General features: G+C 64.3%; 12 protein-coding genes. All 12 read left to right on the forward strand.

Features of this window, described 5'->3' with window-relative positions; genetic code table 11:
• Positions 1-66 precede the first annotated feature (66 nt).
• Complete coding sequence (locus AC50YL_RS28750) at positions 67-5,715, forward strand: WIAG-tail domain (RefSeq protein ID WP_494836500.1); 5,649 nt, start codon at positions 67-69, stop codon at positions 5,713-5,715.
• Between the two features lie 128 nt (positions 5,716-5,843).
• Entirely contained in the window at positions 5,844-7,091 is a 1,248-nt protein-coding gene (locus AC50YL_RS28755; RefSeq protein ID WP_494836501.1) for a stalk domain-containing protein, read from the forward strand.
• A gap of 389 nt (positions 7,092-7,480) precedes the next feature.
• Positions 7,481-8,749: a glycosyltransferase family 2 protein gene (locus tag AC50YL_RS28760; RefSeq protein WP_494836503.1), complete on the forward strand. Its 1,269-nt coding sequence runs from the start codon at positions 7,481-7,483 to the stop codon at positions 8,747-8,749.
• A gap of 73 nt (positions 8,750-8,822) precedes the next feature.
• Entirely contained in the window at positions 8,823-9,866 is a 1,044-nt protein-coding gene (locus tag AC50YL_RS28765; protein WP_494836504.1) for a hypothetical protein, read from the forward strand.
• The gene (locus tag AC50YL_RS28770; RefSeq protein WP_494836505.1) at positions 9,863-10,612 is read left to right on the forward strand and encodes a glycosyltransferase family 2 protein; all 750 of its coding nucleotides are present in this window, start codon (positions 9,863-9,865) and stop codon (positions 10,610-10,612) included. The genes AC50YL_RS28765 and AC50YL_RS28770 overlap by 4 nt, the downstream gene beginning before the upstream one ends.
• A 19-nt stretch (positions 10,613-10,631) precedes the next feature.
• Positions 10,632-11,354, forward strand: coding sequence for a sugar phosphate nucleotidyltransferase (locus tag AC50YL_RS28775; RefSeq protein WP_494836507.1), 723 nt, complete (start codon positions 10,632-10,634; stop codon positions 11,352-11,354).
• The gene (locus AC50YL_RS28780; RefSeq protein ID WP_494836508.1) at positions 11,351-12,526 is read left to right on the forward strand and encodes a GT-D fold domain-containing protein; all 1,176 of its coding nucleotides are present in this window, start codon (positions 11,351-11,353) and stop codon (positions 12,524-12,526) included. Before AC50YL_RS28775 ends, AC50YL_RS28780 begins: the two co-directional genes overlap by 4 nt.
• A 47-nt stretch (positions 12,527-12,573) precedes the next feature.
• A complete protein-coding gene (locus AC50YL_RS28785; protein ID WP_494836510.1) occupies positions 12,574-13,896 on the forward strand; it encodes a glycosyltransferase family 2 protein in 1,323 nt (440 codons plus the stop codon).
• A 338-nt stretch (positions 13,897-14,234) separates the two neighbouring features.
• Positions 14,235-14,522 carry a nucleoside-diphosphate sugar epimerase gene (locus tag AC50YL_RS28790; RefSeq protein WP_494836511.1) on the forward strand — a complete coding sequence of 96 codons (288 nt, stop codon included), beginning with the start codon at positions 14,235-14,237 and terminating at the stop codon, positions 14,520-14,522.
• Between the two features lie 25 nt (positions 14,523-14,547).
• Entirely contained in the window at positions 14,548-14,883 is a 336-nt protein-coding gene (locus AC50YL_RS28795; RefSeq protein ID WP_494836512.1) for an alpha-helical endospore appendage domain-containing protein, read from the forward strand.
• Positions 14,883-15,224, forward strand: coding sequence for a hypothetical protein (locus AC50YL_RS28800; protein ID WP_494836513.1), 342 nt, complete (start codon positions 14,883-14,885; stop codon positions 15,222-15,224). Before AC50YL_RS28795 ends, AC50YL_RS28800 begins: the two co-directional genes overlap by 1 nt.
• Complete coding sequence (locus AC50YL_RS28805; protein ID WP_494836515.1) at positions 15,202-15,465, forward strand: hypothetical protein; 264 nt, start codon at positions 15,202-15,204, stop codon at positions 15,463-15,465. The genes AC50YL_RS28800 and AC50YL_RS28805 overlap by 23 nt, the downstream gene beginning before the upstream one ends.
• Positions 15,466-15,482 lie beyond the last annotated feature (17 nt).

Raw genomic sequence — 15,482 nt, forward strand, 5'->3', positions numbered from 1 at the left:
TGTGACCTGCCCATGGGTGAATGCATATGCTACCTATGACTATTCAGGTGGAAGAAGGAGAGGGCTATGGCGAAGAGCAGTAAGGGAAAGAGCCTGAAAGGGCGAAAGCCGTTATTTTACGTGGATAATCCGAATGCCTCGGAGTTGAAATGGCTCGAGGAATTGAAGAAGAAAACGCCGGCAGCCGACAAGAGCGGCGAGAAACGCACCGTTCAGGTGAACGCGGCTTCGCAGGTGCTGGAGACCCCGGTTAACCTAACAGCCAATTCGGCGCCGATTCGGCAGCCGGAAGCAGATTCGCTCGATCAGGAAAGCATCGCCGCTGTTTCGACCTTCGACGTTAGAAGCGAGGCTGCATTCGTCGAGCAGCCGGAGCCGCAGCTGCCGGTCTTTGCAGCGGAAGCAGCGGCATTGCCGGAGACAACGGAGACGCCCGAGATCATCGCGCAAGCGATCACCTCGGCAGAAACGAATGGGCTAACGCCGGAACCGCAAGCAAACCTTTCGCAAGAGCCGCATGAGCAGGAAGAAGAAGCGGAAGCGCCGGCCATTTCGCCGGAAGCCTTCGTGGAAGAACGCCGTCTGCCGAACACCGCGCTGCCATTTGTTCATACAGACGACATCGCGGACGACGCCGTGACCACCGAGAAGCTCGCTTTCGGCGCCGTAGATTCCAGCCGGATCAAGCAGGGAGCGGTGAAACCGCAGTCGATCGCGGATTTTGCCGTCGAAAGCATCCATATCGCGGAAAACGCGGTGAGCGCGTCCAAGATCGCGCCGGATTCCATTACGAGCGAGCATTTGGCCAAGAACGCGATTTCCGGCGCCAAGATCCGCGACCGTTCGGTCACCGGCGACAAGCTGCGCGACAACAGCGTTACGTCGGAGAAGCTGGCGGATCGCACGATCAGCGCCGACAAGCTCGCGGAAGGTTCCATCGAAGCCAAGCATTTGAAGGAACTGATCATCACGACGGAGCTGCTCGACGATCAATCCGTGACGACGTCGAAGCTGAGAAGCGCAGCCGTCCGCACGGAAAGCATCGCCAATGAAGCGATCAGCACCTCTAAACTCGCGGAAGGCTCGGTAACCCGTTCCAAAATCCGCGACGGCGCGATAACAGGCGAGAAAATCAGCATGAACTCCATCGAGTCCGAGCATTTGCAGCCGGGACTGCTCCTAGCCGAGCATGTCGCGCCGGGGGTGCTCCTGGGAAAGCATCTCGCGCCGGGCGAAATCGCGTCAAGCCATCTGGTCAAAGGCGCCATAGGCGCTAAGGAGCTGAGGCCCGAGGCCGTCACGTCGGAAGCCATCGCGCCGGAAGCGGTCGGATCCAGAGAACTGAAAGACGGCTCGGTCAAGGCGCAGCATATCGAAGCCGGCGAAGTCGGCACGGATCACCTGCATGACCAGTCGGTCTCCACGTCGAAGATCGCCGATCTGTCGATCTCGACCATCAAGCTCGTCGACCAGGCGGTAACCTCATCCAAAATCGCCGACAAAAGCATCACGTCGAGCAAGCTTTCGGACGACGCGGTACACGGCAAACACTTGAGCCGTCTCAGCATCAGCGGCGACAAGCTGCTGGTCGACAGCATCGAGGAGCGGCATCTGAACGAGAATTCGGTCGGCTCCAAGCAGCTGATCGTCGGCAGCGTGCAGGAGAAGCACTTAAGCTCAGGCATCGTGACCGAAGGGAAGATCGCCGCCAATGCCGTCCGCGAAGCGCATATCAGCAGCGCCTCGGTCGGGCAGGCGCAGCTGCAGGACGAATCGGTGACCGAGCAAAAGCTGGCGGAAGGCAGCGTGAACGGCGCCAAACTGGCGGAGCAGTCGGTGCAGACGAAGCATTTGACCGACGAATCGATTACCTTCGACAAAATCGCCCCCGAAGCGATCCGCGCCTTTCACCTCTCGGTGGGAGCGGTGACGGAGGAAGCGATCTCGCCGGAATCCGTATCGATGGAGCATCTGCAGCCGGGGTTGATCGATGCCGTTCATATCCGCAAAGCGGCCATCGAAACGAGCGCGCTCCAAGATGGCGCGGTCAAGTCCGTGAAGCTGGCGAGCGGGGCGGTGACGGAGCGCCATTTGGCCGCCGGGGCGGTCTACTCGCACCACCTTGCGGACCATGTGGTGAATTCGCTCAAGCTCTCGCCGGAGAGCGTGTCGACGGATAAGCTGACGGACTGGTCCGTGACGACCGAGAAGCTGGCCGACGCCAGCGTCACGACGGATAAACTGGCAGGAGGCGCCGTAACGGGCGGTCAGCTCGCGGACGGCGCGGTCGGCGCGAATCATTTGGGCGTGCGCGCGGTCGAAGGCCGCCATTTGACGGAAGGCGTCGTGAACGAGCGCCATCTGGCGGCCGGATCGGTCGGCAGCGACGCGATCGGGCAAGGGGCCGTAACCGGCGATAAGATCGCCGCGGGCACGGTGAACGGGGGCCACTTGGCGAACGAATCGATCGGCAGCCGGCATCTGGCGGAGCAGTCGATCTTCGGGGCGCATTTGTCCGTCGAGAGCATCAAGGACATTCATTTGAGCAAGGCTTCGGTCACCGAGGAGAAGCTCGCGGAAGGCAGCATTGCGAGCCATCATCTGCAGAACGAATCGGTCGGCTCGCGTTCCCTTGAACCGTCATCGGTGCAAGGGCAGCATGTCGCCGCGGCGTCGATCGACGCCAATCATCTGGCGGACGGCTCGGTCGGCAGCACGCATCTGAAGATCGACAGCGTCCTGCAGCTGCATTTGGCCGCGGAATCGGTCGGCACGGAGCAGCTTGGCGACGAGACGGTGACGGGCGCGAAGCTGGCGCAGCTGTCCGTGAGCGGCGAGCATATCCATCTGGAGACGATCGCGGGCAAACATTTGAAAGCCGAGTCCATTCAGGGCTATCACATCCGCAAAGGCTCGATTTCGCAGGCGCATTTGGCCGCGGAATTCTACACCTTCGAGAAAGCGCCGGACGGCATCATCCACGGCAGCAAACTCAAACCCGGAACCATCGGCGCGGAGCTGCTGTCGGAGGGAGCCGTCGGCAGCGCGCAGCTTCAAGGCGGCGCGGTCGGCGCGGATGCTTTGGCAGCCGGTTCCATCGGCGAGAAGCATCTGCATTCCGGTGCGGTGACGCTCAGTAAAATCGCCGCGCGTTCCATTGCGGGCGCCCATATCATCACGGGTGCCGTCGGCAGCGAAGCCATAGCGGAAGGCGCGATCGGCAGCACGAAACTGGCGCACGGCGCGGTCGGCACGGAGGCGCTCGGCGACGGCGCGGTCGTAAGCGCGAAGCTGGCGAAAGGCGCGGTCGGCACGGAAGCGCTGGGCGACGGCGCGGTCGTAAGCACGAAGCTGGCGAAGGGCGCGGTCGGCACGGAAGCGCTGGGCGACGGTTCGGTCGTAAGCGCGAAGCTGGCGAAGGGCGCGGTCGGCGCGGGAGCCCTGGCGGACGGTGCGGTCGTAAGCGCAAAGCTGGCGAACGGCGCAGTCGGCACGGCGGCGCTGGCCGATGGATCGATCATTGGCGCGAAGCTGACGAACGGAGCGGTCGGCACGGATGCAATCAAAGACGGATCGATCGTTGGCGCGAAGCTGTCGAATGGTGCTGTAGGAACGCTGGCGCTGGGCGACGGCGCGGTCGTTGGCGGAAAGCTGGCGAAGGGCGCGGTTGGCGCGGCGGCGCTCTGCGACGGCGCGGTCGTAAGCGCGAAGCTGGCGAACGGCGCGGTCGGGACGGCTGCGCTCGGAGACGGAGCGGTAGCAAGCGCGAAACTGGCGGTCGGCGCGGTCGGGGAAAGCCATCTGCAGGACGGCGCCGTCACCGCGAATAAAATCGCCTTGCAGGCCATCGGCGCGCAGCATCTTGCGCCAGGAGCCATCAGCGGCAAGTCCATTGTCGCCGGAACGGTCGGAACGACGGCGATCGGCGACGGAGCGGTCACGGCCGCCAAGCTGGCCGGAGGCGCGGTCGGCGAAGGTCAATTGCAGCATGGGGCCGTGACGATGGGCAAGATCGCCGCGCGTTCCATTACGACGGCGCATCTCATTCCGGGCTCCGTGGAAAGCGGCGCGCTGTGCAACGGCGCCATCACGTCCGATAAGCTCGCTGCCGGCGCGGTCGGCGCGGCCGCGATCGCGGACGGCTCGATCACCGCGGATAAGCTCGCGCCTGGCGTGCTGAAGGAAGCGGAGACCGTGATCCAAGAAGGCAGCGTAACGGCAGCCTGCTTGGAGGAAGGCGCGGTAGAAACCGGCAAGCTGGCAGAAGGCGCGGTGCAGGCCAGCAAACTGGCGGACGGGGCGGTGCAAGCCAACAAGCTGGCGGACGGCGCAGTGGAAACCGGCAAGCTGGCGGAAGGCGCCGTGCAAACCAGTAAACTGGCGGAAGGCGCGGTGCAGGTCAGCAAGCTGGCGGACGGAGCCGTGCAAACCGGTAAATTGGCGGAAGGCGCGGTGCAGGTCAGCAAGCTCGCAGAAGGCGCGGTGCAAGCCAGCAAGCTGGCGGACGGCGCTGTGCAGGCCAGCAAGCTGGCGGACGGAGCCGTGCAAGCCGGTAAATTGGCGGACGGCGCGGTGCAAGCGAGCAAGCTGGCGGACGGAGCCGTGCAAGCCAGCAAATTGGCGGACGGAGCCGTGGAAGCCGGCAAGTTGGCGAACGGCGCGGTGGAAACCGTCAAGCTGGTGGACGGAGCGGTGCAAGCCAGTAAACTGGCGGAAGGCGCAGTGGAAACCGGCAAGCTGGTGGACGGAGCGGTGCAAGCCAGCAAGTTGGCGGACGGAGCCGTAGAAACCGGCAAGCTGGCGGATGGAGCCGTGCAAGCCAGCAAGCTGGCGGAAGGCGCGGTGCAAACCGGTAAACTGGCGGACGGCGCGGTGGAAACCGGCAAGTTGGCGGACGGAGCCGTGCAATTCAACAAATTGGCGGACGGAGCGGTGCAAACCAGCAAACTGGCGTACGGAGCGGTACAATCCAGCAAGCTGGCGGACGGCGCGGTGGAAACCGGCAAATTATCCGATGGAGCCGTGGAAACCGTCAAGCTGGCGGATGGCGCGGTGCAAACCGGCAAACTGGCGGACGGCGCAGTGGAAACCGTCAAGCTGGCGGACGGCGCGGTGCAATTCAACAAACTGGCCGATGAAGCCGTGCAATCCAGCAAACTGGCGGACGGCGCAGTGCAAACCGGCAAACTGGCGGACGGCGCGGTGGAAACCGCCAAACTGGCAGATAGCGCGGTGCAAGCCGGCAAACTGGCGGATGGCGCAGTGGAGACCGCCAAATTGGCGGACGGCGCGGTAACGGGCAGCAAATTGGCCCTGGGCAGCGTTACGGAACTGCATTTCGCGCCAAGCGTGCTGCTGGCTTCCCGGCAAAGTCCGCTCGTGAACGGAGCCTGCTTGACGGACGGAAGCGTAGGCGAGGATAAGCTGAGCTTCACGCCGGTCTCGACCGTGAAGAAGGATACGGCGGCCCTGCAGCAATTCGGACTCGCGCCGTACAATTTCCAAGGGCAAGGCGAACAGCTCGACATCACGATCGGCTTCGAAGAACCGTTCGCGAACAGCGCCTACGTGTTCGTGGCCACGACCGACCAGCCTTCCTGCTATGCGGTCATCAAGCAGAAAACGGCGGCAGCCGTGCAGTTGACCGTCGTTCGCACGCGCATCAGCCCCGAGCCGATCGGCCTCGTCAACTGGATCGCCATCGGTCAGAGATAACAGCAAGCGCAAAACGAATACCCATCCTCCTCTCTCGCGGATTACGCGGCAGGGGAGGTTTTTTATTGGGAATTTATGTAACCCTTTGCCAGATTCTTGCGTCTAGCATAAAAAGGAGTTGAACGCATATGCCCAAGAAGTTCGTCGCAAGCGGCCGTAATCCGTTATCCGGCGTCCTATTCCGACTATTGGTTGCCGCAGTATTCATCCAAGGGTTTGCCGGGGCCGTCCTGCCGGTCGGCGTGCATGCCGCTGCCCGGCCACCGGCTCGCGAGGGCATCGCGGCCAAGAAAACGAATCAGCCGATCGGCTTGATGCGCAAGGACGGCAGCCAAGAATGGAAGGTCGAGCTGCAAGCCCCGGTCAGGTCATCGAACGGCCGCTTATACGTCTCGATTCAGGATCTGCGGACGTTGTTTCGCGACGTCAGCCTGATATCGTCGAAGGACGGCGCGCAGGTCACGCTTGCCTATCCGGGCGCGTTTGCCGAATATCGCCGCGACTCCAGGCAGGCGACCGTGAACGGCGTATCCGTCCGATTGGACGGCGCGGGACTGATCGTGCAGCAAAAGACCGCTTATCTGGCGATTCGCGAGATTGCCTCCCTGCTTCATGCGGACGCGCGGTACGACGCGGCGCGCCGGCTGCTCGTCGTCGCCTATGCCGAGCGCTACCTGACCGAGTACGGTAACGACGACGCGCCGGCATTGATCTGGCTGGATGGCCGGACGCGTCAACTCTATACGGCGCGCGCGGGAGAACGTCCGGCAGCGGCGGGCACGACGAACGTTAGCCTCAAAGGAGCGGGCTATGCGGAAACGGAGCGCCTGGACGCGCAGAACATCGCCGTCACGGTAACGGATACATACGGAGAGCCAAGCCTGGGAACGAACGTTTATAAGTTGATCCTGCATCAGGGCAAGCTGGCGCTGCAGAGCAAGGCCGAGTATTACGGCGTCCGGCGTACGGACAGCGTATTCCATTATGCGGGCGGAATCGCGCTTGTCGACAACGGGCGCGTCCTGTTGGCGAAGCCGGACGGCTCCGTCAAGCTGGCGGCGGACGTGGGGAACATGCTGGACACGGAGGATGCCATCACGGTCGTCTATGCGGCCGATGACGCGCTGGTCGTTCGTCTCTACCTGAATCAGATGCTCGCACTCGTGAACTTGAAGACGAAGTCGGCCGTGCTGTTGTACGAGCAGCTGCTGCCGGCGGACGATCAGAAGCGGATCGAGGAACGAAGCCGGTACGCCATGGACTTCGATTACAGCGGGGATGGGTTTGAATTCGACCGAAGGGAAGGCGACGCGTTTTATTTCACGCATGACGACGAGGAGGGCAACGGCGAGAGCCCGTACACCCTTAATTTATAATAGCTTTGTCAAAACCATGAATCGCCCTGCCGCTTGCGGCAGGGCGATTTTTGCTTTATCGGCTGCGGCGACCGACATATCGCGAATAAATGGCGGCGGTCAGTTAGCGCCGGACGGCTGCTGATCATCCTCCGGTTCGCGTTCCTTTTCGCCGAACAAGCCATGCAGACGGTTCGCTTCAGGAAAACAGCGTCTGCCGGGCTGCGAGGTCCTCTATCATCATGAATCGCCTCCTTCTTTCAACGGCATTTGCCGGTCGCTAGATTGCGTCGGCGATCCTGGGGAAACATCAGGCAAGGCGAGCGCCTTGACGTACATCAGCCGTTCCTCTTACTCTCATTCGTCCATACACTAACTGGTAACAAGAAGATTTAGGGCAGGTGAAAGGGATGCAGCAGCCAATCGGCACCAAAACGGCCTTGCGCAAGAACGGCGTCCTGCTGTTCCGCAAGGAGGCGCCAATCGCGGCGAAGCCGTCCGGCGCATTGCCCGCGCCCGAGGCAGAGAAGGAGACGGCATGGCCGTCGCCGGATTCGGAAATGTCCCCGGCTCGGGCGAGCGGCAAGAAGCAGCGCGCTCCGCGAGCCCGCGTTTCCAAATCGGCGGCGAGGGCGTCGTCCGCATCCGAAGCGCCGGGCCGCGCTAAGCGAGTCGCGGCACCGGCATCAGCCAAGGCGGCGAGAACGGCCGCGATCAAGCATGCCTACGCAGGAAGACAGAAGCAGGCGCTGCGAAAGCGGCGGCAGCGAGCCGGCGGCGCCGCGGCTGCCCGCGGGACATCCCGGCAGCCGCTCGGTCCGGCGCTCCGCCGCAAGCTGCCGCCGGCAGCCGAAGCGCCGATAGCCAAGTCGCCCATGCTGCCGATAGCGCCGGCAGCCGCCGCATTCCCGCCGCGCGTGCCGCAGCCTCCTGGCGCGGCAGCCGGAGCGCCGCTCGTCTCCGTCATCATTCCGGTCATGAACGAACGCCGCACGATCGGACGGATCATCGATGAGGCGCGGCGCGTCCATCCGAACACGGAAGTGATCGTCGTCGCGAACGGCTCGACGGACGGGTCGGCGGACATCGCGCGAAGGAAGGGCGCGCGCGTCCTCGCATTCGCGGAACCGCTCGGCCACGACGTCGGCCGAGGGGTAGGGGCGAACGCGGCACGAGGCAGCGCGCTGCTGTTCATCGACGGGGATATGATCATACCGGCCGCGCAGCTGAAGCCTTTCGTGCAGTCCGTCCTGCGGGGCGAGGCGGACGTGGCGCTGAACGATTATTCGGGTCCGACGAATAAAGCGGTCGTGCACAGCGTCGTGTTGGCCAAACACGCGCTCAACGCGCTGCTCGGAAGACCTGACCTGCAGGGCACCTCCATGACGGCGGTACCGCATGCCGTCAGCCGCCGAGCGCTGGAGGCGATCGGCGCGGACGCGCTCGCCGTACCGCCGCTTGCCCATGCCAAGGCCGTCCGGCTCGGATTAGCGGTGAAGGCGGTCAAACATATCAACGTCGGCAAGCTGAACCTGCTTCGCAAGCAGAGAGAGCGCACGAATCCGCTGGAGCGGCTCATCGTCGGCGATCATCTGGAAGCGATCGACTGGCTGGCCCGGCAAACCGACGATCGCGGCGGCTATGGCGACACGGAGCGAAAACGCGAATTTGCGAGGTGATGACATGCAAGCGTCGAGAAGAGGCCGCCCCGGCAAAGCGGGCCATAAACGCGGCCGCGGAGGCGGCAGCCGGATGTCCATAAGGAGAAATGCCGCGACCGCGAGACGACCGGGCCGAAGCGGGTACGCGGGTTCGCTGCAATCCGATTACGCGGCAGGCTTCGCCGATGCCTCGGCGCTTCTTCGAAGCGGCCCCGCTCCCGCCGGACCGGATGCCAAGCTGCGCATGAACGAGCACTGGACGCGGCGCTGCCTGAGGGGCGCGCGAACGCGGCGCGGCGAGCATGCGCAGCCGCGCGGCAGGGCGTACGCGGACGGATTCGCGGCGGGGCTGCATCTGCCGAAGGGCGCATGGTTGCCCGTCGCGCTGACGAAATCCGCGGCGGCCGTCGTCCTTGCGGGCTCCCGCACCCGGCCCGAGGCGGTGCAGCAGCTGCTTCGCCTGCCGCTGCAGGAGATCGTCGTGGTGCTGGAGGACGGGGGCGAGGAGGCATTCGCGCGGCTGCGCTCCTTGCCGGAGATCACGATCGTCCATACGCGGGAACGGCTCGGTACGGACGTGGGACGGACGGTCGGGGCCAGGATGACGGACGCGGAGCTGATTCTGTTCGCGGACGGGGAAACGCCGGTTCCGGCAGAGCGGCTGGCAGGGCTGCTGGCGGAAGTACAGGCGGGAAGCGACTTGGCGCTGGCGGACGTGAGCGGACAGCTCGGCGCGTTCCGGGGCTGGGACGACGCGGCGCGGATCCGGGCGTTCATGAACTGGTCGCTCGGGCAGCCGGATCTGCATGCCAACTCCGTTGCGGTGCTCCCGCATGCGTGGACGCGGCAAAGCATGGAGCGCGTCGGACTGGCGCAGCTTGCCGTGCCGGCAATGGCGCAACGGGCGGCGATCGAGCTGCAGCTTCGCATTCGGTGCGTGCCGATGCATACCGCGAGAAAAGGCGGCGCATTGAATGGGAACGCCGGCGGAGCGGCAACGGCAACGGCTGCGGCGAAGCTTTCGGCAGGCGACCATATCGAGGCGCTGCGAGCCGCCATGCGCGAGAACGGGGCGCGGCTGGCTTTGCCTGACCAGGCGCGGCGCAGATTCGCGGCGGAAGGAGGCGGGACATGAACGGCCTGACGAGCATCATCATTCCGACGTTCAACGGCCTGGCGCTGCTTCAGTCCGCGGTCGCCTCCATCCGGTTGTACACGGATCCGGTGCAGACGCCCTACGAAATCATCGCCGTCGACAACGGATCGTCCGACGGCACGCCGAACTGGTGCGCCGGAGAGGGCATCGCCTGCGTGTCGCTGGCCCGCAACACCGGGTTTCCCAGGGCGTGCAACAAGGGCATGCGCGCCGCGAACGGGGAATACTTCCTGCTTCTGAACAATGACGTCACGGTGTCCTTCGGCTGGCTGCAGGGCTTGCGGCAGGCGCTCGACAACCGCGCGGACATCGGAATCGTCGGACCGGTCACGAACTATGCGAGCGGCAGGCAGCAGGTCGATTATCCGTTCGGCTCGCGGATCGATTTTCATCGCGCGGCCGCGGACGCCGTCGTCCGCGAAGCGGGCGGATATGAACCGATCCTGCGGCTGGTCGGCTTCTGCATGCTGTTTCGGAGGGCGTTATACGAACGGATCGGCGAGCTCGACGAACGTTTCTCGCCCGGTCACTACGAAGACGACGATTACTGCTTCCGTGCCCGGATGCACGGGTTCGGCCTGCTGATGTGCAAGGACGTATTCGTCCACCACGAGGGCAGCGCAAGCTTCAAACGCGGCAACGCCGCGGAGGTGCAGCAGCTCGTCGAACGCAACAGAGGGCTCTTCATGGCAAAATGGCAGGTCGATCCTGCGAATTTCATGTAACCGTTGGGAGGTCGTTCATTTGAAAGCTGTTATCTTGGCCGGCGGGACGGGTACGCGGCTTCGGCCCCTGACGAAGCTGCTGAACAAGCATCTGCTGCCGGTAGGCAAGCTGCCGATGATCTGCTACGGCTTGGGCAGCCTGCAGGCCGCGGGCATCTCGGATATCTTGCTCGTCACGGACAGGAAAGCGCTTGGGGACTTCGCGTCGTTTCTCGGCAGCGGCAGAGATTACGGGGTGTCGCTTACTTACCGGGTGCAGGAAGAAGCGGGAGGCATCGCGCAGGCGCTGGAGCTGGCGCGCCCGTTCATCGGGGGAGACGGGAAGTTCGTCGTGCTGCTGGGGGACAATTTGTTCGAGGAACCGCTGAAGCCGCATCTGGACGCGTTCCGTACGCAGCCGGAGGGCGCCATGGTGCTGCTCAAGCAAGTGCCGGATCCGGAGCGTTACGGCGTCCCGGTATTCGACGGCGACGGCCGCATCGTCCATATCGACGAGAAGCCGGCAGCGCCTCTGACGGACAGCTGCGTGACGGGCATCTACATGTACGACGGCACCGTGTTCGACGCCATCGCGGCGCAGTCGCCATCGCAGCGCGGAGAGCTGGAGATTACGGACGTGAATAACGCGTACGCGGCGAAAGGGAAGCTGGAATACCGGCATCTGAGCGGCTGGTGGGCGGACGCCGGAACGTTCCGTTCGCTGCTGGAAGCGACGCAGAAGCTGATGGGGGATCTGCCATGAGCGTAGACAAGGGAGCGATCGCCAGAACCGCGGCGGTCTACGCGGCTCCTGCCGGGGCAGGCCCGACCCGCCGCGGCTTGGCCGGCAAGACGACCGGCACCGCGGACAAAACCGCGGTAAAAACGGGTCGCAAGCGCGGAACCGGCGGCGGGGGAGCCGTCCCCGGAGCAAGCGCGGCGCGCGGCGCGGAAGGCAAGAAACGGACAAGAGCGGGGAAAGGCGCCCTCCGGAAGCGTCGCGGCCGGAAAGGGAAGCTTCGTCCGGGCCTTAAACCGGCCGACAGGCAGTCCCAACCGCAGGATCCGCAGCATCCGCTGGCCGCCGACGGGCCGCCGAGGGAGAATTACAACGAGAACGCCTACACGGCGGGTTACGAGCTGGGCCGCTACGAGGGCGGCGAGCTGCTGCTGGAACAGGCGATGCCGATCCATCGGCTGCTGCCAGAGATCAGCCTGCGCGAGATCATCGCGCTGGGCGCCGAACAGGTCCGGCCGCATTGCCATCCGCTCATGGACGTGCACGAGGTATTCATGGAAATGGAGGCGGCGGTCAACGAACGGCGGCCGTGCGCGGTCGTGCGGCTGGGAGACGGCGAATTGCTGACGCTCGCCCAGGAGGTCGTATACGATCCGGGCACGATTCAGCGGGAAGGCGGTTTCCTGCCTTACGCCGGCGTGAATCCGCCGGACTTGAGGGCGAGGGACCAGCTGGCGCAGGCGGTCCGCGAGGCGCACGTCGTCGGCGTGCCCTTGTCGCGCCGGAAACATTTTCAGCCGCTGCTTCATCCGGTTCTCCGCGGGCATGGGATCGCGCCGTCGGAGTTGCGGATGACGCATTCTGCGGTCAATTACGACCTTCACCAGGCGGGATTGCTCGGCCGGCTGCTGACGGGCAAGCAGCTGCTCGTGATCGGCAACCTGGCGCCCGCGCTCGGGCATCTGCTGGCGGCGCAGGGTTTCGCGGTAAGCGGCACGATCAGTCCCGTCAGAGGGGTGGACGACATCGAACGGGTCATGCAGGAGGTCCGGAGCATCGATTTCAATCTGGCGCTCGTATCCGCGGGCATCGCCGCGGTCATGATCTGCACCCGGATCGCCGGCGAGCTCGGCAGGACCGCGCTTGACTTTGGCCATATGGCGGACGGCATCGTCAGAGGCAAATACGCGCTCTAATCCCGCCCGCCTTCGCGCGCCGGCAATCACGGAAGGAGAAGCATCCCATGAGAAAGCTAACGCAATCGCGGCGCAAACGCAAGACGGCGCCGCGTTCCCGTCCCCGCCGGCGGATGAAGTCCGGCGGCCGCTTCGAGGCCGGCATGGCATCCGGCTACCAGGAGGGCGTGCGGTCGGGGAGAGAAAGCTTCGGCACGCATTTCGAAGGCACCAGCATCATCATTCCGAGCTACAACCAGCTCGATTACTTAAAGAAATGCATCGTGAGCATCCATGACCGCACGACCTCCGCCTATGAGATCGTCGTCGTGGACAATGCGTCCACGGACGGCACGGGCGAGTACCTGCGTTCCGTGGGCGGCGTCGTGCGCTTCCGCGTACTGGAGCGGAACCGCGGCTTCGCCGGCGCGGTCAACGTCGGCATGATGATGGCCAAAGGCAGCACGATGCTGCTGCTCAACAACGATACCATCGTCACCGAGCGCTGGCTGGACAATATGCTCGCCTGCCTGAACAGCGATCCCGGCATCGGCATGGTCGGCCCCGTCACCAACTATATCAGCGGCGAACAGCGCATCGAGGTCCCTTATACGGAAGAAAGCGGAATCGCGCCGTTCGCGCGGCGGTTCAATATCGGCGATCCGGCCAAGTGGCGGCGCACCGACCGGCTGACGGGCTTCTGCCTGCTGTTCCGGCGCGAGCTGTGGGAGCGGACGGGGTACTTGGACGAAGGCTTCGAGATCGGCAACTTCGAGGACGACGATTACAATATCCGCGTGCGGCTGCAGGGCTACGACCTTGCGATGGCGGGGGATACGTTCATCCATCATTTCGGCAGCGTCAGCATGAAGGCGCTCGGCGAGAAGTTCCAGGAAGTGAACGATCGCAACGAGCATGTCTATACGGACAAATGGGGCAATCCGCACGAGCTGATCCATGCGGTCCGGCAAACGGGCGAAGGATTGTCGCCTCAGGGCGAGGCGTCGTTCTTCCCGCAGGGGGTCGTCGTGCGCGGCGTGACGGAGACGCGGTATTGGATCGAGGGCGGCGTTCGAAGACCGGTCGTCGGCGACTTGCGGCAGCCCGTCATCCGTCTGTCGCAGATCGACGTCCGCCGCTGGCCGGCGGGCGAACCCGTCGCGGCGGAAGCCGTGGAGGCAGCCTGGTCGAGTCAGCCGCCGATCTGGGAAGAGGGCGGCGCCCTCTATATGGCCGAGAACGGAACGCGGCGCATCGTGCCGACCGCGAAAACGGCGGAGGCTTGGGGCATGCAGCTGCGCCCTGGCATCGCGTTATCGCCCGAGCAGCGCGGCGGGCTTGCCGCAGGACTGCCCGTCATCGCGCCGGTCCGTGTTGCGGAGCATTTGTAGCGGAGCGGGCGCCGCGCCGGTTCGGGTCGCGGAGCATGTACAGCGTCGGCGCGTCGACGCTTTTTGCTTTGCCGGCCGCGCGGGTTCCGCGCCTGTCCGTGTCGGCGGAGCACATACGGCGCCCCAGCATCGCCGTCCTTCGCCATGCCTCGGTTCACGCGCCGGGCCATCTCGTCACAGCCGCGTCCGTTTGAACGCGCCGCAGCAGCAACGATGGAGCGCTGTTCTCTTCCGCGCGCCGCCGTTTCGGCTGTACCGCACGGCGGATGCCGCGCATATGCTGATAGTGACCGACGCGGTGAATAGAGACGGAGGGTCAAGTTAAGGAGGACGGTGTCGTGCAGCAAATTTTGACGGAAATGATCGAGCATATGTCCCATTCGCATGAACAGCTGTCGCGCATTCTGGAAGGCAAGCGCCACGTCGCCGTCCGAATGGCGCAGCTCGTGCACGCGCTTCCGGATCAGCATCCCGATTTCGGCGGCTTCGAAGGGGTAATGGACAATTCCAAAGCGGTGACGGGCAGCGTCGTCGCTTATTTGAACAGCATCGCCGAGCTTCAGGAATCGCTCGCGGCTACCTTGTCCGCGGTCATGAAGGAATTCGCGGTCGAGGACGAAGAGTAAGGCGGAGGAAGGGGAGCATCGTCTCATGAGTCGGGAAACGGCGTATGTCAGAATGCTGGACGCCTCCGCCAAGCTGCAGTGGAACGTGGCGATGATTTTGGAGGCCAAGGCGCTGGAGGCGGAGAAGGTACGGTCGTGGATGGTCAATCACGTCACGCCGGACGCGTTCGCCGATCAGCAGGAACATTTGAAGGCGGCCCTGCAGATTCATGATCAGCTGGTCGAAGTGATCGACGGGCTGACGAAGCTGAGCATGGGCATGACGAACGTGCTGAAAGCCGCGCTGCGCCACGACGGCGAAGCGGAGGGCGGTTTCGAAGGCATGCTCGGGGGCTCCTTCGATATGGGGGAGAAAGACTAGTGGACCGGAACCGGCTGGAGCGCGAAGCCCGCATCGCGCTGATCGGCGCGCTCTCCCGGAGCCAGTCGGCCATAGCAAGCATTTTGGAAAGCGTGGGGGACATGGCGCGTCATGACGCGGCCTTGGCAGTGTCCATCCGGCGCAATATGAAGTCGCTCGCGGTCATGCAGCGGACGCTCTCCGAGATGGTGCAGGCGATGGAACGCCATCCGGCGCAGCGCGGCGCCGGGAAGACCGCGGCAAAGCCATGGCTGAACCGCTGCACGGGTTTACCGGGCGGAAGCGGGGAGCAGGCGGAGCGCAAAGGAGGAAACCGAAGTGGTCGCAGCAGCCGTCAGTAGGAGTAAACGGCGCAAAACGGCAGGCTCGAAGCGCAAGCGCAGCAGCGCGGCGCCGAGGCAGAAGGGCAAGCGGTCCAAGTCCCGCACGGGCAAGGGCAAGCTTGCGCCGCGCAGGAAGCGCTCGCCTCAAAGCGGGTATAACGCGGCCTTCGACGCCGCCTACAATCAGGGCTACAACCTCGGGTTCGCCAAAGGCTTCGAGGACGGGCACCAGATTGCCTACGAGCAGCAGAACGGATAGACGGAAATGAAGGCGCC

This window comes from Paenibacillus sp. J22P277, from assembly GCF_059383675.1.